At 72.3% G+C, this 18,491-nt stretch carries 16 protein-coding genes and 1 pseudogene; 10 read left to right on the top strand and 7 right to left on the bottom strand.

All coding sequences use genetic code 11. From position 1 onward, the window contains the following. Positions 1-196 precede the first annotated feature (196 nt). Positions 197-1,639 (top strand): adenylosuccinate lyase, encoded by a 1,443-nt coding sequence (purB, locus tag IG08_RS0131970; protein ID WP_030610397.1) that lies wholly within the window; start codon positions 197-199, stop codon positions 1,637-1,639. Beyond that, positions 1,636-2,181 (top strand): G/U mismatch-specific DNA glycosylase, encoded by a 546-nt coding sequence (gene mug, locus IG08_RS0131965; RefSeq protein ID WP_078655830.1) that lies wholly within the window; start codon positions 1,636-1,638, stop codon positions 2,179-2,181. The genes purB and mug overlap by 4 nt, the downstream gene beginning before the upstream one ends. Positions 2,182-2,185: 4 nt before the next feature. On the opposite strand, the gene IG08_RS0131960 is transcribed toward mug, so the two are convergent. Genes IG08_RS0131960 through IG08_RS0131950 form a run of 3 tightly spaced genes read right to left on the bottom strand, consistent with a single transcriptional unit; the run spans position 2,186 to position 4,288 of the window. Beyond that, complete coding sequence (locus tag IG08_RS0131960; protein ID WP_030610393.1) at positions 2,186-2,599, bottom strand: hypothetical protein; 414 nt, start codon at positions 2,597-2,599, stop codon at positions 2,186-2,188. A 41-nt stretch (positions 2,600-2,640) separates the two neighbouring features. Next, positions 2,641-3,366 (bottom strand): ABC transporter permease, encoded by a 726-nt coding sequence (locus IG08_RS0131955; RefSeq protein WP_030610390.1) that lies wholly within the window; start codon positions 3,364-3,366, stop codon positions 2,641-2,643. Between the two features lies 1 nt (position 3,367). Then, entirely contained in the window at positions 3,368-4,288 is a 921-nt protein-coding gene (locus IG08_RS0131950) for an ABC transporter ATP-binding protein (RefSeq protein ID WP_030610389.1), read from the bottom strand. Between the two features lie 108 nt (positions 4,289-4,396). Here IG08_RS0131950 and IG08_RS0131945 point away from each other — a divergent pair, with 108 nt between their 5' ends. The 3 genes from IG08_RS0131945 (at position 4,397) to IG08_RS0131935 (ending at position 7,516) form a co-directional block, all read left to right on the top strand. Then, positions 4,397-5,569 (top strand): sensor histidine kinase, encoded by a 1,173-nt coding sequence (locus IG08_RS0131945; RefSeq protein ID WP_030610387.1) that lies wholly within the window; start codon positions 4,397-4,399, stop codon positions 5,567-5,569. A gap of 14 nt (positions 5,570-5,583) precedes the next feature. Further along, entirely contained in the window at positions 5,584-6,246 is a 663-nt protein-coding gene (locus IG08_RS0131940) for a response regulator (protein WP_030610383.1), read from the top strand. A gap of 112 nt (positions 6,247-6,358) precedes the next feature. Then, positions 6,359-7,516, top strand: a complete 1,158-nt coding sequence (locus tag IG08_RS0131935; protein ID WP_030610381.1) for an ROK family transcriptional regulator — start codon at positions 6,359-6,361, stop codon at positions 7,514-7,516. Between the two features lie 58 nt (positions 7,517-7,574). Here IG08_RS0131935 and IG08_RS0131930 read toward each other — a convergent pair whose 3' ends face one another. Then, positions 7,575-8,336 carry a GntR family transcriptional regulator gene (locus tag IG08_RS0131930; RefSeq protein WP_030610379.1) on the bottom strand — a complete coding sequence of 254 codons (762 nt, stop codon included), beginning with the start codon at positions 8,334-8,336 and terminating at the stop codon, positions 7,575-7,577. A 193-nt stretch (positions 8,337-8,529) separates the two neighbouring features. Continuing rightward, positions 8,530-9,414 carry an RNA polymerase sigma-70 factor gene (locus tag IG08_RS0131925; RefSeq protein WP_030610377.1) on the bottom strand — a complete coding sequence of 295 codons (885 nt, stop codon included), beginning with the start codon at positions 9,412-9,414 and terminating at the stop codon, positions 8,530-8,532. A gap of 137 nt (positions 9,415-9,551) precedes the next feature. Here IG08_RS0131925 and IG08_RS0131920 point away from each other — a divergent pair, with 137 nt between their 5' ends. After that, positions 9,552-10,385, top strand: a complete 834-nt coding sequence (locus IG08_RS0131920; protein ID WP_030610373.1) for an alpha/beta fold hydrolase — start codon at positions 9,552-9,554, stop codon at positions 10,383-10,385. Positions 10,386-10,607: 222 nt separating this feature from the next. Here IG08_RS0131920 and IG08_RS57575 read toward each other — a convergent pair. Continuing rightward, positions 10,608-11,396: pseudogene (locus IG08_RS57575) on the bottom strand (DMT family transporter); the annotation flags it as partial. Between the two features lie 47 nt (positions 11,397-11,443). Between IG08_RS57575 and pdxR the strand changes: the two are divergent. The 4 genes from pdxR (at position 11,444) to IG08_RS0131895 (ending at position 17,910) form a co-directional block, all read left to right on the top strand. Then, complete coding sequence (gene pdxR, locus IG08_RS0131910) at positions 11,444-12,892, top strand: MocR-like pyridoxine biosynthesis transcription factor PdxR (RefSeq protein WP_030610366.1); 1,449 nt, start codon at positions 11,444-11,446, stop codon at positions 12,890-12,892. A 154-nt stretch (positions 12,893-13,046) separates the two neighbouring features. Next, positions 13,047-14,633, top strand: a complete 1,587-nt coding sequence (locus tag IG08_RS0131905; protein WP_030610362.1) for an alkaline phosphatase D family protein — start codon at positions 13,047-13,049, stop codon at positions 14,631-14,633. A 180-nt stretch (positions 14,634-14,813) separates the two neighbouring features. Beyond that, complete coding sequence (locus IG08_RS0131900) at positions 14,814-16,070, top strand: GNAT family N-acetyltransferase (protein ID WP_052424949.1); 1,257 nt, start codon at positions 14,814-14,816, stop codon at positions 16,068-16,070. 151 nt (positions 16,071-16,221) lie between these two features. Beyond that, positions 16,222-17,910 carry a DUF885 domain-containing protein gene (locus tag IG08_RS0131895; protein WP_030610356.1) on the top strand — a complete coding sequence of 563 codons (1,689 nt, stop codon included), beginning with the start codon at positions 16,222-16,224 and terminating at the stop codon, positions 17,908-17,910. A 45-nt stretch (positions 17,911-17,955) separates the two neighbouring features. Here IG08_RS0131895 and IG08_RS0131890 read toward each other — a convergent pair whose 3' ends face one another. Further along, on the bottom strand, positions 17,956-18,471 hold the full coding sequence (locus tag IG08_RS0131890) for an immunity 21 family protein (RefSeq protein ID WP_030610353.1): 516 nt from the start codon (positions 18,469-18,471) through the stop codon (positions 17,956-17,958). Positions 18,472-18,491: the final 20 nt, after the last annotated feature.

Genomic DNA, 18,491 nt, shown 5'->3' with positions numbered 1-18,491 from the left:
GCCGAGGCTGGACTTTCCCGGCTGGGGCTTGATCTTTTCAGCCCGTCCGGCGTTTGAGGACGAGGCCCCTTCAGGGCCGACAGCGGGGGTCTGGGGGCGGCAGCCCCCAGGGCGAGGGCGTGACGCAGGTCTCGTAGGTTCAACCGAACGCACCCGTCGCGCTGGCCTGCACGAATCGCCAGTAGAATCCGTCCACGTGACTTCTGCGCCCGCCAAGCCCCGCATCCCGAACGTCCTCGCCGGACGCTACGCCTCCGCCGAGCTCGCCACGCTCTGGTCTCCCGAGCAGAAGGTGAAGCTGGAGCGGCAGCTCTGGCTCACCGTGCTGCGGGCCCAGAAGGACCTCGGGATCGAGGTGCCGGACGCGGCGATCGCCGACTACGAGCGTGTCCTCGACACCGTCGACCTGGCCTCCATCGCCGAGCGCGAGAAGGTCACGCGGCACGACGTGAAGGCACGGATCGAGGAGTTCAACGACCTCGCCGGGCACGAGCACGTACACAAGGGCATGACGTCCCGCGACCTCACGGAGAACGTCGAGCAGCTGCAGATCCGGCTCTCCCTGGAGCTGATGCGCGACCGTACGGTGGCCGTGCTGGCGCGCCTGGGCAAGCTGGCCGGCGAGTACGGCGAGCTGGTCATGGCCGGCCGCTCCCACAACGTGGCCGCGCAGGCCACCACCCTGGGCAAGCGTTTCGCGACCGCGGCCGACGAGCTGCTCGTGGCGTACGGGCGCGTCGAGGAGCTGCTGGGCCGCTACCCGCTGCGCGGCATCAAGGGCCCGGTCGGCACGGCGCAGGACATGTTGGACCTGCTCGGCGGGGATGCGGCGAAGCTCGCGGACCTGGAGAACCGGATCGCCCGGCACCTGGGCTTCTCGCAGGCGTTCACCTCGGTCGGTCAGGTCTACCCGCGCTCGCTGGACTACGAGGTCGTGACCGCGCTGGTGCAGGTGGCCGCGGCGCCGTCCTCGCTGGCGAAGACGATCCGGCTGATGGCTGGGCACGAGCTGGTGACCGAGGGCTTCAAGCCGGGTCAGGTCGGCTCCTCCGCGATGCCGCACAAGATGAACACCCGCTCCTGCGAGCGCGTCAACGGCCTCATGGTCATCCTGCGTGGATACGCCTCGATGACCGGTGAGCTGGCCGGCGACCAGTGGAACGAGGGCGACGTGTCCTGCTCGGTGGTGCGCCGGGTGGCCCTCCCCGACGCCTTCTTCGCCCTGGACGGTCTGCTGGAGACCTTCCTGACCGTCCTCGACGAGTTCGGCGCCTTCCCGGCGGTCGTCGCGCGCGAGCTGGACCGCTACCTGCCGTTCCTCGCCACCACCAAGGTGCTGATGGGTGCGGTGCGCGCGGGCGTCGGCCGTGAGGTCGCGCACGAGGCGATCAAGGAGAACGCCGTCGCCTCCGCCCTCGCGATGCGCGAGCAGGGCGCCGAGCGCAACGAGCTCCTCGACAAGCTCGCCGCCGACGAGCGCATCCCGCTCGACCGCGCCCAGCTGGACGAGCTGATGGCCGACAAGCTCTCCTTCACGGGCGCCGCGGCCGACCAGGTCGCCGCCGTCGTCGGCCGTATCGAGGAGATCGCGAAGCAGCACCCCGAGGCCGCGGGCTACACGCCCGGAGCGATCCTCTGACCCGCTTCACCAAGGCCGAGCTGGAGGCCGCTCGCGACCGTTTCGTACCGGACGTCGTCGCGGACGGCCTCCACGTGCTGTTCTGCGGCATCAACCCCGGCCTGATGACGGCCGCGACGGGCCATCACTTCGCCCGTCCCGGCAACCGGTTCTGGCCGGTGCTGCACCTGTCGGGGTTCACGCCTCGCCTCATGAAGCCTTCGGAACAGGACGAGTTGCTGTCGTACGGCCTCGGCATCACGAACGTCGTGGCGCGGGCGACCGCACGAGCCGATGAGCTGAGCGCGGAGGAGTACCGCGAGGGCGGGCGGCAACTGGCGGCCAAGGTGGAGCAGTTGCGGCCACGGTGGCTGGCGGTGGTGGGGGTGACCGCCTATCGCGCGGCGTTCGACGACAAGAAGGCCCAGGTGGGTCCGCAGGAGCGGGCTTTCGGGGATACGCGGGTGTGGGCGCTGCCGAATCCGAGCGGGCTGAACGCTCATTGGACGGCGGCGACCATGGCGGAGGAGTTCGGGCGGTTGCGGGTGGCGGCCGAGACCTGACGGGTCACGGCGGATCAGTGTCCGTCACGACAACCCACAGCTGCGGTTGGTTCTCGTCATCCCGGTCGGCGACCGCCACGGTGACCAGGCGGCTGCTGCCGGGCACCTCCCACGTACGCAGGTCGGATGCCAGGGCGCTGAGCATCGGCCACGGCTTGGGTATGTCCTCTCCTCCTGCGATGCGCTCCCCGAGTGTCACGGTCCCCCAGCGCGACGACGCTCCCCACCTCTGTGTCAACCGTTCGACGACAGCCGCTTCGTAGGCGTAGCAATCGCTCGCGTCGGGCCAGTCACCCGGCCCTAACCACGCGCTGTGGTAGCCGGGTCCGGCCGGAGCGCCGTCCGTCCCGCTGTGCTCCGCGGGAAAGTCCCGGGCGCACAGCAGGTCGATCAGGGCGAGATCCTTCGCGATGTCCATGTGATCCAGTAAACCGGGTCCCACTGACAACTGGCGTGCCGTCAGGCATCCCTGCGCCGCAGGCTCCACGCTCCCGCCACCAGTGCCGCCGCTGTCCACAGCGCGGTCACCGCGAGCCCGGACCACGGTCCGAGCGGTCCGCCGTGGGTCTGGTACAGGACGATCTGCCCCGCCCGGTCCGGCATGAAGTCCGTGGCACCGCCGGCCACGTCCCCGATCACGAACGAGACGACCAGGACGAGCGGGATCAGCACGGACAGCGCGGCCGCCCCGCTGCGCAGCAAGGCCGCGAGACCGGCCGCGAGCAGCGCCATCAGCATCAGGTAGATGCCGCAGCCCACGACGCCGCGCACCTGCTCGCCGACGGTGAGACCGCTCGCCGCGTCGCCGAGGCCCGCCTTCGCGACCAGGAGCGCGGCGAGGGCGGTCACCAGCCCAACTGCCAGGGCCGGTACGGCGATCGCGGTCGCCTTGGCCGCGAACCACCTTCCGCGTTGCGGCACCGCGGCGAGCGAGAGCCGGAGTCCACCCCCGTGGAACTCCGACGAGACGGCCATGGCACCGAAGGAGATCGCGGCGATCTGGCCCGGTCCGACACCGGACAGCGCCATGAACAGCGGGTCGAACTCCGGGTCGGACGTCTCGGAGACACCGGCGATCGCGGAGAACGCCGTGGTCGCGGCGAACAGCGCCAGCAGCGCCCCGAGGAGCGAGCGGAGCGTACGGATCTTCAGCCACTCGGAGTGGAGGACGGGTGCGTACGGCATGTCAGGCCTCCTGCGGCTGTGCGGTGAACTCGGTCTCGGCGGACGTCAGGTCCAGATAGGCCTGCTCCAACGTGCCCTCTTCAGCGGCGAGTTCGAGGATGGGGACGCCCACGGCGGACACGAGGCGGCCGATCTCGTCCACGCGCGCGTGGTGCACGGTCCAGTGGCCGTCCTCGTGCTCGGCGGCGTCGTGGCCGTGCTGGGCGAGGACCGCCTTGAGGGCGGTGGGGTTCGTGGTGCGGATCCGCACGCTGGGCTGCACGCGTGCGTGGATGAACTCCCGCATCGGGGTGTCGGCCAGGAGACGGCCCTTGCCCAGCACCACGAGGTGGTCGGCGAAGGACGCGGTCTCGTTCATCAGGTGGCTGGAGACCAGGACCGTGCGCCCCTCCCCAGCGAGCCGGCGCAGCAACTCGCGGATCCAGATGATCCCTTCGGGGTCGAGGCCGTTCGAGGGCTCGTCGAGCATGACCACCTCGGGGTCGCCGAGCAGCGCGGCTGCGATGCCGAGGCGCTGGCGCATGCCCAGGGAGTACGTCTTCACCCGGCGGCGCGCCACCGACGCGAGGCCGGTCTCCTCCAGTACCTCGTCGACCCGGCCGAGCGGGATGCGGTTACTGGCGGCCAGGGTCCGCAGGTGGTCGCGGCCGGTGCGGGAGCCGTGGGCGGCCTGCGCGTCGAGCAGGGCGCCGACGTGACGCAGGGGTTCGCGGAGGGTGTCGTACCGACGACCTCCGACCGTGGCGGAACCGGAGGTCGTCCGGTCCAGGCCTAGCACGAGCCGCATGGTGGTGGACTTTCCGGCGCCGTTGGGGCCGAGGAAGCCGGTGACGCGGCCGGGGAGGACGGTGAAGGTGAGGTCGTCCACGGCTCGCCGGGTGCCGTACTCCTTGGTGAGCTCTCGGACTTCGATGGTGGTCATGGCAGCAGCCTGGCGCCCGGGGCGGGGGCGGTGCCTCCCCCGCCGGTGGAGATCGTCTCCCCCGTGCGGGGGAGGTCGGTTGTCAGTGGTGGCTGGCACGATGACGGAATGGTCCGCATGCTGCGCCCGTTCGGCCGGGCGGTGACGTACACACGATTGCTGCATCTGTTCATCGCCATCGTGTGGCCGTCCATGTGGCTGTTCATCGAGGAAGCGTGGTGGACCTGGGTGGTGGCGGCCGCGGTGCTCGCCCCGGTCGGGCTGGTGCCCGCGATGCGCACCGTGGAGGGGCTGCAGGCCAGGTTGCTGCTGACCGGTCACCGGCACGACAGCGAGAGCACCGACATCGTCGTCGCTCCGTCCGCCTCCTGGAGCGACCGGGGGCGGCTCGTCGTGTGGCTGGAGGCGCGGCTGCTGCTCGGCTGCGCGACCTCGATGCTCACCGTCCAACTGCTCATCGCGTCGGTGGACTTGGTGTCGGCGGCGTTCGGCCGTGACATCGGGGAGGGCCTGCTGTTCCTCCTCGACGGCCACCACCATCGGTGGTACGCCCTGCTCGCTCCCCTGACGCTGGCCGCGATGGCGGCGACGGTGGTCGGCTCGGGCCGACTGATCACCGCACTGGCCCTCCGTCTCCTCGGCCCCTCCCCCGCCGAGCGCCTCGCCGCCATGGAGATGCGCACCGAGCAACTCCTGGAGCGCACCCGCATCGCCCGCGAGCTCCACGACTCCATCGGTCACGCGCTGACCGTCGCCGTCGTGCAGGCGGGCGCCGCGCGGGCGGCCGGAGACCCCGCCTTCACCGACCGCGCCCTGGCTGCCATCGAGGACACCGGGCGGGCCGCCCTGGAGGACCTGGAGCGGGTGCTCGGCATCCTGCGCGAGTCGGAGCGGCCGGTCAGCAGCCGGCCGACACTCACGGACGCCGACCGGCTGCTGGAGTCGGCTCGCGCCTCCGGGGCGAAGGTCGACGTCGAGATGGCCGGGCCCCTGGACAGCGTGCCCGCTCCGGTCTCCCGCGAGGGCTACCGCATCCTCCAGGAATCGCTGACCAATGTGCTGCGGCACGCGGGCGCCGTCCCCGTCCGGGTCCGCATCGAGGTCGACGACGGCGCCCTCGGCCTCGAGGTCCGCAATCCGCTCACCGCCGACATACCCGGCCCCGGCCGGGGCAGCGGCCTGCGCGGCATACGCGAGCGCGCGGCCCTGCTCGGGGGCCGTGCGCAGACAGGGCCGGACCAGGGTGACTGGCAGGTGCAGGTCGAGCTGCCGTTGCGCTGATCTACGCTGGCCGGATGCCGGTCACCGTTCTCCTCGTCGACGACGAACCCCTCGTACGCGCCGGTCTGCGGGCCGTGTTGGAGGCGCAGCCGGACATCGAGGTCGTCGGGGAGGCGGCGGACGGGGCGGCGGTGATCCCGCTGGTGCGGCAGCTGCGGCCCGACGTGGTGGCCATGGACGTACGGATGCCGCTCCTGGACGGCATCGAGGCCACACGGGCGGTGCTGCGCACGGTCGACGATCCGCCGAAGATCCTCGTGGTGACGACCTTCGAGAACGACGAGTACGTGTACGAGGCGCTGCGGGCCGGCGCCGACGGGTTTCTGCTGAAGCGGGCGCGGCCCGCCGAGATCGTGCACGCGGTGCGGCTCGTCGCGGAGGGCGAGTCACTGCTGTTCCCGGCCTCGGTGCGGCAGCTCGCCGCGCAGTACGGCGACGACGGCGGCAACCGAGCGGCCCGCGCCGTGATGGAGCGGGCCCAGCTGACCGAGCGCGAGGCCGAGGTGCTCCGGCTGATGGCGCGCGGGCTGTCCAACGCGGAGATCGCCGCCCGGCTGGTCGTCGGAACGGAGACGGTCAAGTCCCATGTGAGCGCCGTCCTGGCGAAGTTGGGAGCCCGGGATCGCACCCAGGCCGTGATCGCGGCGTACGAGTCGGGGTTCGTCGCGCCCGCCTGACCGGATCTCGCCGTTGCGCCCGGCCGGCGATCTCGCGGGTCCCGGCACTCGCCGGGGTGCGCCGCGCCGAGTACGATCCGGCCAACACGCGCACGAGCTGGGAGGACGGACCTTGGGGCGGCTGACCGGCGGGGATCCCTCGCTGCTGCGGAGGATCAATTCCGCGGTGGTGCTGCATGCCCTGCGCGCCACGGACTGCGCGACGCTGACCGAGATCACCCGGGTGACCGGACTGTCCCGGCCAACCGTCGAGGGCGTCGTCGAGGGGCTCATCGAGGCCGGTCTCGTCGTGGAGAAGGCGGCCGACGAGAGTGTCGCCCGGCGCCAGGGGCGGCCGGCACGAAGGTTCCGGTTCCGGGCCGAGGCCGGTCATCTGCTGGGCCTGGACATCGGGTCCCACCGGGTGGCGGCGCTCCTCGCCGACCTGGACGGCCGGGTGCTCGGCGCCGTCGCCAAGGACGTCGACGAGTCGGCTCCCGCCGACGAGCGCCTGGAGCGGCTGCGCACCGCGGTCGGCGAACTGCTGCGCCGGGCCGGTGTCGCGCGCGAGTCCCTGCGGGCCGTGGGGGTCGCCTCACCCGGGATCGTCGAGGCCGACGGCACCGTGCGGCTGTGCGCCGCGCTGCCCGAGTGGACCGGGCTGCGCCTGGGCGAACGGCTGAGCCGTTCCTTCAAGTGCCCGGTCCTCGTCGAGAACGACGCGAACGCCGCGGCGGTCGCCGAGCACTGGAAGGGATCCGCCACGGAGTCGGACGACGTCGTGTTCGTCCTGGCCGGGCTGAGCCCGGGAGCCGGTTCGCTGATCGGCGGGCAGCTGCACCGCGGGTACGGTGGGGCGGCCGGCGAGATCGGCGCGCTGCACCTGCTGGGCCGTGAGGTCACCCCGGAGACGCTCCTGTCCACCACGGACGAGCCGCTGCACCCGCTCGACGAGCAGGCGGTCGCCGAGGTCTTCGCACAGGCCCGCGAGGGCGACCAGCGGGCCCGCGCGGCCGTCGACCGCTTCATCCAGCGGCTGGTCCACGACGTGGCGGCGCTCGTGCTGGCCCTCGACCCGGAACTCGTCGTGATCGGCGGCTGGGCGGCCGGTCTGGACGGCGTACTGGAGCCGCTGCGGCGCGAGTTGGCGCGCTACTGCCTGCGCCCGCCGAAGGTGACCCTGTCGCTCCTCGGCGAGGCTGCCGTGGCGACGGGCGCGCTGCGGCTCGCCCTCGACCATGTGGAGGAGCAGCTGTTCGCGGTGGAGGGCACGGTGACAGGGCGCCGCTGACACGAGCAGTGCCCCGGAAGGATCTTCCGGGGCACTGCTCGTACGGCGGTGGTGCGGGTCAGGAGGCCCGACGCTCCGGCCCCTGGTGGATCTCCACTGCGCCGGAGTCCCCGAAGGTCAGCCGGCAGGTGTCGGCGCGATACGTGGCGACCGAGAGTGCGGTGACGCTGCCCGCGGCGACGAAGCGGGTGGTGACGACGAGGACGGGCGCCCCGGGGAGCCGGTCCAGTTCCCTGGCGTCGTCCGCGCGGGCCGAGCCAAGCTCGACGGCGTTCTCCCGGCCCTCCAGCTCCAGGCGCTGCAGCTCGCGCAGCACGGCACGCGCGCGTGCCGCCCCGGACGGCGCGTCTATGGCGGACAGGGCGGGCACCGAGGTCTCGGGGACGTAGAGGAGCTCGGCGGCGACGGGCTGGCCGTGGGTCATACGGGAGCGGCGCACGATGTGCACGGGCCGGTCGTGGTCGATCTCGAGGATGTCGGCGACGGCCGCGGGCGGCACCGCCGTGATGCAGTCGACGGGCTGCCAGTCGTCACCGGCCGTGCCCGGCCAGGCGTGCTGTTCGGTGCCGACGGCCACACCCACGCGCGGCGGGGCGACGGTCGTACCGACACCGCGGCGGCGCTGCAGCCTGCCTTCCAGTTCGAGCTGCTCCAGGGCCTGGCGGAGCGTGGCGCGGGCGACGCCGAAGCGAGCGGCGAGGTCGCGCTCGTTGGGCAGGATCTCGCCCACGGAGAATTCGGAGTCCAGTGCCTCACTGAGCACGGTCTTGAGATGCCAGTACTTCGGTTCCGGCACCGTTTCCAGCTGCGTGGTCCCCACCCTTGCCTCCGCAATCGCCGTGGTCCGGCGGCGTTTTAGCGCCCTTGTTTATTAAAGGTTGTTGCACTTCTCTGCGACCATAGGGCGGCCCCCACCCTTGGTCAAGACCAATCCTCGATCCCCGGGGCAACACACAGGCACGGTGCCGCGAAGCGTTCACGGGGCGTTCGTACGACGCCGTACGCGCCGGACGTCAGGCCTCGGACAGGGACCGCAGCTTGTCGGGGTTGCGGATGATGTACACGGACTGGATGTGCCCGTCGAGGATGTCCAGTTGGAACACGCTGTCGGGCTTGTCGCCGGACAGGACCAGCACCGCGGGTCCCCCGTTGAGCTCCAGGAAGCGGAAGGAGAGGTCCGGAACGCCCTTCTGCGTGACGCCGACGAGGAAGCGGCCCACCTTGTCGGCCGACTCCAGGACCCGCAGCGGCGCCTTGCTCTTCCCGCCGCTGTCGCCCACGAGGCGGACGTCCGGGGCCAGCAGGGACATGAGCCCCTCCAGGTCGCCCTCCGCCGCCGCGGCGAGGAACCGCTCGGTGAGATCGCGACGCTGGACGGGGTCGACCTCGTAGCGCGGTCGCCGTTCCTCGACGTGCTTGCGCGCCCGCCCGGCGAGTTGCCGTACCGCCGGTTCGGCGCGGTCGAGCATGGCGGCGATGTCCGCGTACGGGTAGCCGAAGGCCTCCCTGAGGACGAACACCGCCCGCTCCAGCGGGGACAGCGACTCCAGGACGACGAGTACGGCGAGGGAGACCGAGTCGGCGAGCACCGCGCGCTCGGCGGTGTCGGGCACGGTGTCCCCGAAGTCGGTCGCGTACGGCTCGGGCAGCCACGGACCGACGTAGGTCTCGCCGCGTGCCTTCAGCTGGCGGAGCCGGTCGATGGCGAGGCGGGTGGTGATGCGCACCAGATAGCCGCGTGGTTCGCTCACCTCGCTTCGGTCGGCGGCCGTCCAGCGTAGCCAGGCCTCCTGCACGACGTCCTCCGCGTCGGCGACGCGCCCGAGCATGCGGTAGGCGACGCCCAGGAGGACGGGGCGGTGTTCTTCGAAGACATCGGTTGCGGTGTCGGTGGTCACGGGTCCATCCCAGCCGACGTGTTCGGCCGTGTCCAGGCGATATGGGCGGGAGCCGTGTCGAGGGGCTACCCGTCGGTAGCAATTGCTGACAAGGTGTCTACAGCGCGTCCGTCCGTGAGCCCCGTCGAGGAGTCCGCATGTCCGCCACCGTCTCCTTCGAAGTGCCCTCTCCGCGCGGGCCGCAGCCCGTGACCGTGTCCTACGCGCGCGTGGGCAGCGGTGAGCCGCTGCTCCTGCTGCACGGGATAGGTCACCATCGGCAGGCCTGGGACCCGGTGGTGGACATCCTGGCGACCGAGCGCGATGTGATCACCGTGGATCTGCCCGGCTTCGGCGCCTCCCCGGGCCTGCCGGACGGGTTCGCCTACGACCTGGCCACGACGACCGCCGTGTTCGGCGCGTTCTGCGAGGCGTTGGAACTCGACCGTCCGCATGTGGCGGGCAACTCGCTCGGTGGTCTGCTCGCCCTGGAACTCGGCCGCGAGAAGCTCGTACGGTCCGTCACCGCCCTGTCCCCCGCCGGGTTCTGGTCGCAGGCCGAGCGGCGCTACGCCTTCGGCGTCCTGCTGGCGATGCGCCACATCTCCCGGCGGCTGCCGCTGCCGCTGGTCGAGCAGTTGTCGCGCTCGGCGGCCGGCCGCACGATGCTGACGAGCACCATCTACGCCCGCCCGGGCCGCCGTTCACCCGAGGCCGTGGTCGCCGAGACACTCGCCCTGGCGCGGGCCACGGGGTTCGACGACACCCTCCGGGCGGGCGGCGCCGTCCAGTTCACCGACGACGTCCCCGGGATCCCGGTCACCGTGGCCTGGGGCAGCAGGGACATGCTGCTGGTGCCCCGGCAGGGCGTGCGGGCCAAGCGGCTCATCCCCAAGGCCCGGCTGGTGCGGCTGCCCGGCTGCGGGCACTGCCCGATGAACGACGACCCGGCGCTGGTCGCACGGGTCATCCTCGACGGGACGCTCCGCTAGGGGTGCCGCTGGGGAAGTGCCGCTGTGTGCCGTCGTTCGTCTGCTGCATCGTCGTGGCTGGTCGCGCCCCGCGGCGGAGCCGCATATCGATGCAGCCTCGCGCCCCTTAAGGGCGCTGCCGAACCGTACTCCTGGGCCACTCCGGGCCAACGCGCCCGATCCCAGGGCGACTCCGGCGCCGACCAGGGCGCTGCCGACGGCCTGGGCGGCGCCGTAGGAACCCGTACCGACCAGTGGCGCGGTGCAGGCGGCCGCGACGGGGATGAGGCCCGAGAACAGCGTGGCGCGCTCCGCGCCGATCCGTTGCATGCCCATGTACCAGCACACGAAGCCGACGACGGTGACGACCGCCGCCTGCCACAGCAGCGCGGCGGCCTCCGTGCTGTCGGGGCGCCGGAGCCACGCCGTGCCGTCCAGGAGCAGTCCGGCCACCGCGGCCTCGGCTGCGGCGACCGCGCAGACCGTGGCGGACAGCAGCCGTGGCCCCAGGGGCCGCAGCACCGGTACGGCGAGCACGGCGAACCCCACCTCGCCGGCCAGCGCGCACGCGGAGAAGGCGAGGCCCGCGCCGTCCGTACGGCCCCAGCCCTGCACGGTGAAGGCGCCGACCGCGACGAGCAACGCCCCGTGCAGCACGGCACGTTGGGGCCGCCGCCCGTCCAGCAGCGGGACCAGGACGGCCACGACCACCGGCGCGCAGCCCACGAACACGCCCGGGACGGCCGGTTCCGCGGTGCGTTCGGCGGCGATGACGGCGAGGTTGAAGCCGACCATCCCCACGGCCGCGAGCAGCGCGAGGCGGGCCCACTGGCGGGGTTCGAGCGCCCGCAGCCTGGCCGTCGCGCCCCTTCCGATCAGCGGGAGGAGCAACAGCGCGGCCACGCCGTAGCGCAGGAACTGTCCGCCCGCGTACGGGTAGTCGCCGAGAAGGCTGTTGGCGGTGAAGGACCCGCCGACGAGGACACCGGCGAGCGCGGCGAGCAGAGACCCGCGCGTGGTGGTGATGTTCATGGAAGTGACGTTAGGAAGCGGGGCGGTCCGGTTTAAGGTCCACTTCCATGACGCCATCGCGGACCAATCCGGACGGACATGCCGGTGCGGGCTCACCCGCCTGGGAGCTGCTCCTTCCCGCCGTCTCGGCACCGGCACGCACGCGTGGCCGTTCACTGCAGGCGGCGCTGCGTGAGGCGGTCCGCTCGGGCAGGCTCACGCCGGGGACCCGGCTGCCGTCGAGCCGGGATCTCGCCGCCGACCTCGGGGTGTCGCGCGGGCTGATCACCGAGGCGTACGAGCAGCTGACTGCGGAGGGCTATCTGCGCAGCGGCCGGGGTGCCGGGACCTGGGTCGGCGGTGCCGTACGGGCCGCCCGTCCCCGCGCGCGTGACCTCGCCCCGCGTCCTCCCGGCGCCCGGGCCGACTTCGTGGCCGGCACCCCGGACCTGTCGCTGTTCCCCCGCGCCGCCTGGGCCACGGCACAGCGGGGCGTGCTGGCGGAGCTGCCGCACCACGACCTCGGCTACCCCGACCCGCGCGGGCTGCCCCGGCTGCGCAGCGCCCTGGCCGAGCTGCTGGCCCGCCGCCGGGGCGTGGTCGCCGACCCGGAGCGCATCGTGGTCGTCTCCGGCGTGGCGCAGGCGACGGCGCTGCTCGGATCCGTGTTCCACGCGCGCGGGCTGCCGATGGTCGGCGTCGAGGACCCCGGCAGCCCCCAGCACGACGCCCTGTACGCCTCGACCGGTGTCACCACCGTGCCCGTGCCCGTGGACGAGGAGGGCATCGCCATGGGCCCCTTGCGAGCCTCGGGCGTACGGGCCGTGGTGGCGACGCCGTCCCACCAGTTCCCCACCGGCATCGCCTACTCCGCCCGCCGCCGCGCCGAACTCCTCGACTGGGCACGGGAGGTCGAGGGGTTCGTCCTGGAGGACGACTACGACGGCGACTTCCGCTACGACCGCGCCCCCGTCGGCGCGCTCCAGGGCCTTGACCCGGACCGCGTCGCCTACGCGGGTTCCGTGAGCAAGTCCCTCGCCCCCGGACTGCGGCTCGGCTGGCTGCTGGTCCCGGAGTCGCTGGCCGACGACGTGGTGGAACGCAAACGGACCATGGACCTCGGCCATCCCACGCTCGACCAGGCGCTGTTCGCCCGGTTCGTGGAGCGCGGCGACTACGACCGTCAGCTGCGCCGCTGCCAGCGTGCCTACCGGGAACGGCGCGACGCGCTCGTGACCGCGCTCGACGAGCACTTCCCCGGCTCGGAGGTGTCCGGGATCGCCGCGGGTCTCCACGTCATCGCCGCGCTGCCGGAACGCTTCGGGCCGCAGGAGGGGTTCCTCGCGCGCGTGGCCGCGGCCGGGGTGACGGTGCGCCCGCTGACGGACTACACGCACGCGCGTGCCGAGGCCGCCGCAAAAGAGGGTGTACGGCTGGTGCTGGGATACGCGCACCTGTCGCCCACCCGGATCCGGGCGGGCGTACGGCTGATGGCCGAGGCCGCCGTCGCCGGGTGAACGCCGCAGCCTCCTACGGGTGAACCTCTCTGCTCGCACACCGGTTCCCTTGTTCCCGCGGTCAGTTGTTCACTTGTGGTTTCCGTGTGCGCCGTGGCGCACCAGTAGTTGTGGCATCGCACACTGGCCGGATCCCGTCCCTGGAGGCGCATCCATGTCACACCGTCCGTTCCCCGGCCGCCGCAGCGTCCTGCGCGGCTCACTGGCCGCGTCGGCGGCCCTGACCGTGCCCGGCGCCCTCGGCGCGGCGCCGGCGTTCGCCCTGTCCGGGCGCCCCGAGGCGGGCTGGGGCGTGCAGACGGGAGACGTGACCGCCGACTCCGGACTGGTGTGGGTGCGGTCCGACCGTCCGGCCCGGATGATCGTCGAAACGTCGGCGACCGAGTCGTTCCGCAACCCGCGCAGATGGTACGGCCCGCTGCTCGGCGCGGACACGGACTTCACCGGTACGACGCGACTGCGCGGTCTGCCCTCGGGCGAGCAGATCCACTACCGCGTGCTGTTGGCCGACCCGGACGACCCGCGCCGCACCGGCGAGCCGGTCACCGGGACCTTCCGGACGGTGTCCGACCGGCGACGCGAGGGGGTGCGGTTCCTGTGGTCCGGCGACCTGGCCGGGCAGGGCTGGGGAATCAACCCGGACTTCGGCGGCTACACGATCTACAACGCGATGTCCGCGCTCGACCCGGACTTCTTCCTCTGCAGCGGCGACAACATCTACGCCGACGGCCCGATCGCGGCGACCGCAGCCCTGCCCGACGGCAGCACCTGGCGGAACATCACCACCGAGGAGAAGTCCAAGGTCGCCGAGACGCTGGCCGAGTTCCGCGGGAACTTCCGCTACAACCTGCTCGACGACAACCTCAGGGCGTTCAACGCCCAGGTCCCGTCGATCATCCAGTGGGACGACCACGAGGTGCGCAACAACTGGTACCCGGGCCAGACGATCCTGGACTCCGACACGCGCTACACCGAGAAGAGCGTCGACGTCCTCGCGGCGCGGGCCCGGCGGGCCTTCAGCGAGTACTTCCCGATCTCCACACTGCGCCCGGGCGCGGGGGACGGCCGCGTCTACCGGGTGCTGCGGCAGGGGCCGCTGCTCGACGTGTTCGTGCTGGACATGCGGACGTACCGCAACGCCAACTCGGCGGACGACCAGACCGTGGACCCGCAGGGCATCCTCGGCCGCGAGCAGCTCGACTGGCTCAAGCGGGAGCTGTCGCGCTCGCGTGCGGTGTGGAAGGTGATCGCCTCCGACATGCCGCTCGGCCTGGTCGTGCCCGACACGACCGAGGGCAAGGCGAACATCGAGGCGGTGGCCCAGGGCGACCCGGGTGCTCCGCTCGGGCGGGAGCTGCAGCTCGCCGAACTGCTGCGGCACATCAAGCACCGGCGGATCACCGGCACGGTGTGGCTGACCGCCGACGTGCACCACACCTCGGCCCAGCACTACCAGCCCTCCCGGGCCGCCTTCACCGACTTCGAGCCGTTCTGGGAGTTCGTCTCGGGCCCGCTCAACGCGGGTGCCTTCCCGGCCAACGCGCTCGACGACACCTTCGGTCCGGAGCGGGTGTTCGTGAAGGCGCCGACCGCCTCGAACGTCTCGCCCGCCGGCGGCTACCAGTTCTTCGGCGAGGTCGACATCGACGGCGACAGCGGCGAGCTGACGGTGCGGCTGCGCGAGCAGGACGGCACCGTGCTGTTCACACAGGTGTTGCAGCCGGGCCGGGTGGGCCAGTAACTCCCGTACGCTCGACCATGAGCCGCGCATCGGCGTCATCCCCCGGTGCGCGGCGCGCCCCAGGCCCCCTGGATGGTTGAAATAACCACAAAAGGTACAGAGTCATGCTTTACCGCCCGGTCACAAAGCGTTCGTGATCACGCAACACCCTTCCTTCACAGTGGCTGCATGACTCAAGACATGACTGAAGTGACGCGTGCGAAGCACGGCAACTGGTTCCTGGCCGCCACCAAGGGATTCCACACATGGTGGGCACGCCGCCACGGTCACGCACCGCCGGCGGGCGATACCGACGCCCGGCCGCTGTCCGAAGAGCGGCAGGCCGGGCCGTCCGGGGTGAGCACGCTGTGGCGGATGCGGACGACGGTGAAGGACGAACCGGGATCGCTGGCCGCCCTGTGCACGGCCCTCGCCGGACGCCGGGTCGACATCCTCAGCCTGCAGACGCACCCCCTGGCCGAAGGCACGGTGGACGAGTTCCTGCTGCGCGCCCCCGCCGACCTCGAGGGATCCGAGCTCGCCCGGGAGATCTCGCTCGCCGGCGGCACCGACACCTGGATCGAGCGGGCCGACGCGCACGACCTCGTGGACGCGCCGACCCGGGTGCTGGGCCTCGCGACCCGCACCGCCCTGGACGCAGCCGAACTGCCGCTTGCGCTACGACAGTTGCTGGGCCGGTGCACCATCCGCTCCCTGCCGGCCGCTCCGGTCGGCGGCGGTCGCGGGCCGGAGGGCGTGCCCGTGGAGGGAGCTCTCGAGGACACCGTGATGCGTCTGCGGGCGCCGGAAGGCGGAGTGATCACCGTGGAGCGGCCGTACCTGCCGTTCACGCCGACCGAGTTCGCCCGGGCGCGGGCCCTGGTGGAGCTGGACGCCCGGCTCGGTCCGCGCGTTCCGCGCAGCCAGGACGTGCTGACGCTGCCCGAGGGCAACGACATCACCGTCCGCCGGGCCGACACCGGCGACCTGGAGGCCGCGAAGGCGATGCAGGAGCGGTGCTCGACGCGGACACTGGGCATGCGGTACCACGGGCCGATCGGCGATGCCGACCGCTATCTCAACCACCTGCTCAGTCCGCGCTACGGCCGGACGCTCGCCGTCCAGACCGCGTCGGGGCGGATCGTCGGGCTCGGCCATCTGCTGTGGGACGGCGACGAGACGGAGGTCGCGCTGCTCGTCGAGGACGAGTGGCAGCGGCGGGGCATCGGCAGCGAGTTGCTTCGCAGGTTGGTGGGGATGGCGGTCGCGGCGGGGTGCGAGAGTGTGTACGCCGTGACGCAGTCGTCCAACACCGGGATGGTTGCCGCGATGCGGGGTCTTGAGCTTCCGCTCGACTACCAGATCGAGGAGGGGACCTTGGTCATCACCGCTCGGCTGGATTCTCCCCTGGGAGCGGCAGAGGGCGCCGTGGGGGTTACGAGCGCCGAAGCGCCGTAGGGGCTGTGGCGCGACTGGCGACTGCGGGTTCGCCGTGGCCGGTCGCGCCCACGCAGCGGAGCTGCTGTCGATACAGCCCCGCGCCCCTGTCGGGGCGCCCTCGGCTCAATCCGCGTGACGTGTGGCGGTCCGTCGTATGAGGATGGACCGCATGTCACAGACCAAGAGCCCGCTTCCCCGTGAGGTCGCCGACGCCTACGTCGACGACCTCATCGCCCTCGATCCGGTCACTGGTACCTACCTTGGTGTGAAGGAGAGTTCGAGCAGGCTGCCCGACACCTCACCGGCGGGCCAGGAGGCGCTCGCGGAGCTTCAGCGGGCCACGCTCGCGAAGCTCGACGAGGCCGAACGGCAGCCCGGCGCGGACAGTGACATCGAGCGCCGCTGCGCCCGTCTGCTGCGCGAGCGGCTGACCGCGGAAATCGCCGTGCACGACGCCGACGAGGGCCTGCGCTCGGTGGGCAACATGGCCACGCCCCCGCACTCGGTGCGCGAGGTCTTCACCGTGACGCCGACGGAGACCGACGAGGACTGGGCGGCGATCGCCGAGCGGCTGCGCGCGGTACCGACCGCGCTGGCCGGCTACCACGAGTCCCTCGCGGCCGGCCTGGAACGCAAGCTGTACGCGTCCCCCCGCCCGACCGCGACCTTCGTCGAGCAGCTCACCGAGTGGGCGGACACCGGTGAAGGCCGCGGCTGGTTCGAGGACTTCGCCTCGGAGGGCCCCGAGGCGCTGCGCACCGAGCTGGACGAGGCCGCCCACGCCGCGACCGCGGCCGTCGTCGAACTGCGCGACTGGATGCGCGACGTGTACGCGCCGACGATCGAGGGCGCGCCGAACACGGTGGGGCGTGAGCGGTACGCCCGCTGGTCGCGCTACTTCAACGGCACGGACCTCGACCTGGACGAGGCGTACGCGTACGGCTGGTCCGAGTACCACCGGCTGCTCGCCGAGATGAAGCGGGAGGCGGAGAAGATCCTGCCCGGCGCCGAGACGCCGTGGGTCGCGCTCGCCCACCTCGACGAGCACGGCCAGCACATCGAGGGCGTGGACGAGGTCCGCGAGTGGCTGCAGGGCCTGATGGACCAGGCGATCGAGCAGCTGGACGGCACGCACTTCGAACTCGCCGAGCCGGTACGGAAGGTGGAGTCGCGCATCGCCCCGCCCGGCGGCGCCGCGGCCCCGTACTACACGCCCCCGTCGGAGGACTTCTCCCGCCCCGGCCGCACCTGGCTGCCGACGATGGGCCAGACCCGTTTCCCGGCCTACGACCTCGTCTCGACCTGGTACCACGAGGGCGTCCCGGGCCATCACCTCCAGCTCGCGCAGTGGACCTACGTCGCCGGAGACCTCTCCCGCTACCAGGCCACCATCGGCGGGGTGAGCGCCAACGCCGAGGGCTGGGCGCTGTACGCGGAGCGGCTGATGGACGAGCTCGGCTTCCTCACGGACGCGGAGCACCGGCTCGGCTACCTCGACGCGCAGATGATGCGGGCCGCCCGGGTCATCGTAGACATCGGCATGCACCTGGAGCTGGAGATCCCCGCGGACTCCCCGTTCCACCCGGGCGAGCGCTGGACGCCGGAGCTGGCCCAGGAGTTCTTCGGCGCGCACAGCAGCCGCCCGGCGGACTTCGTGGAGAGCGAGCTGACCCGCTATCTGACGATCCCGGGGCAGGCCATCGGCTACAAGCTCGGCGAACGGGCCTGGCTGCTCGGCCGGGAGAAGGCCCGCGAGCGGCACGGCGACGCCTTCGACCTGAAGGCCTGGCACATGGCGGCGCTCTCCCAGGGCTCCCTGGGACTGGACGACCTGGTGGACGAGCTGGCTCAGCTCTGATGCAGGCCCCGTAGGCCGGGGATGCCCGGACCGGGACCTGGCGGGTCAGCTCGGCAGCCGCCGCAGCTGCACGAGCCCCAGCCAGGTCTCGGGTCCGGGCCGCACGCTGGCCGCGCGGACCGCGTACCGTCCCGGGGCCAGGGCGACCGTCAGGTGGTCGGCGCGCGCGGAGTCGGTGCCGGGCCAGGCCGCGTCGAACAGCACGACCGGGCCGGGCACCACCCAGCTCACCTCGTCCTCCCAGGCGGCGGTCGCGAGGGCCGCCGGGACACCGGCCAGCACCTCGTCCTCGGACTCCGCGGCGCACCACCGGACGAAGGTCTCGTGGTCGGGCAGGTAGGAGGTCGCGGCGGGTTCGTCGCCGAGGACCAGTGCCGCCGCGTCCCCGACCGGAAGGAGCCCGACGAACCCGTCGACCTCGCAGGCCCGGTCGTAGTCCGAGGCCGTCTCGTCGCCGTCGGCGCCCGCCCAGAACGGGAGGACCGTCTCCGGGACCGCTATGAGGGGCCCGCCGCCCGACTCGACCCACTCCACCGCGCCCGGCTCCGCGTATCGCACCATGCGGCAGAACCTACACGCAC

The organism is Streptomyces fulvoviolaceus (assembly GCF_000718165.1).
Classification (GTDB): domain Bacteria; phylum Actinomycetota; class Actinomycetes; order Streptomycetales; family Streptomycetaceae; genus Streptomyces; species Streptomyces fulvoviolaceus.
This window is presented reverse-complemented; position numbering and strand designations above follow the sequence as displayed.

Excerpts from the sequence above, each read along its gene's own strand:
- IG08_RS0131890 (WP_030610353.1), bottom strand. The coding sequence starts at position 18,471 with ATGGTGCGATACGCGGAGCCGGGCGCGGTGGAGTGGGTCGAGTCGGGC.
- IG08_RS0131900 (WP_052424949.1), top strand. The coding sequence starts at position 14,814 with ATGACTGAAGTGACGCGTGCGAAGCACGGCAACTGGTTCCTGGCCGCC.
- IG08_RS0131955 (WP_030610390.1), bottom strand. The coding sequence starts at position 3,366 with ATGCCGTACGCACCCGTCCTCCACTCCGAGTGGCTGAAGATCCGTACG.
- IG08_RS0131905 (WP_030610362.1), top strand. The coding sequence starts at position 13,047 with ATGTCACACCGTCCGTTCCCCGGCCGCCGCAGCGTCCTGCGCGGCTCA.
- IG08_RS0131950 (WP_030610389.1), bottom strand. The coding sequence starts at position 4,288 with ATGACCACCATCGAAGTCCGAGAGCTCACCAAGGAGTACGGCACCCGG.
- IG08_RS0131960 (WP_030610393.1), bottom strand. The coding sequence starts at position 2,599 with ATGGACATCGCGAAGGATCTCGCCCTGATCGACCTGCTGTGCGCCCGG.
- pdxR (WP_030610366.1), top strand. The coding sequence starts at position 11,444 with ATGACGCCATCGCGGACCAATCCGGACGGACATGCCGGTGCGGGCTCA.
- IG08_RS0131895 (WP_030610356.1), top strand. The coding sequence starts at position 16,222 with ATGTCACAGACCAAGAGCCCGCTTCCCCGTGAGGTCGCCGACGCCTAC.
- IG08_RS0131945 (WP_030610387.1), top strand. The coding sequence starts at position 4,397 with ATGGTCCGCATGCTGCGCCCGTTCGGCCGGGCGGTGACGTACACACGA.
- IG08_RS0131920 (WP_030610373.1), top strand. The coding sequence starts at position 9,552 with ATGTCCGCCACCGTCTCCTTCGAAGTGCCCTCTCCGCGCGGGCCGCAG.
- IG08_RS0131940 (WP_030610383.1), top strand. The coding sequence starts at position 5,584 with ATGCCGGTCACCGTTCTCCTCGTCGACGACGAACCCCTCGTACGCGCC.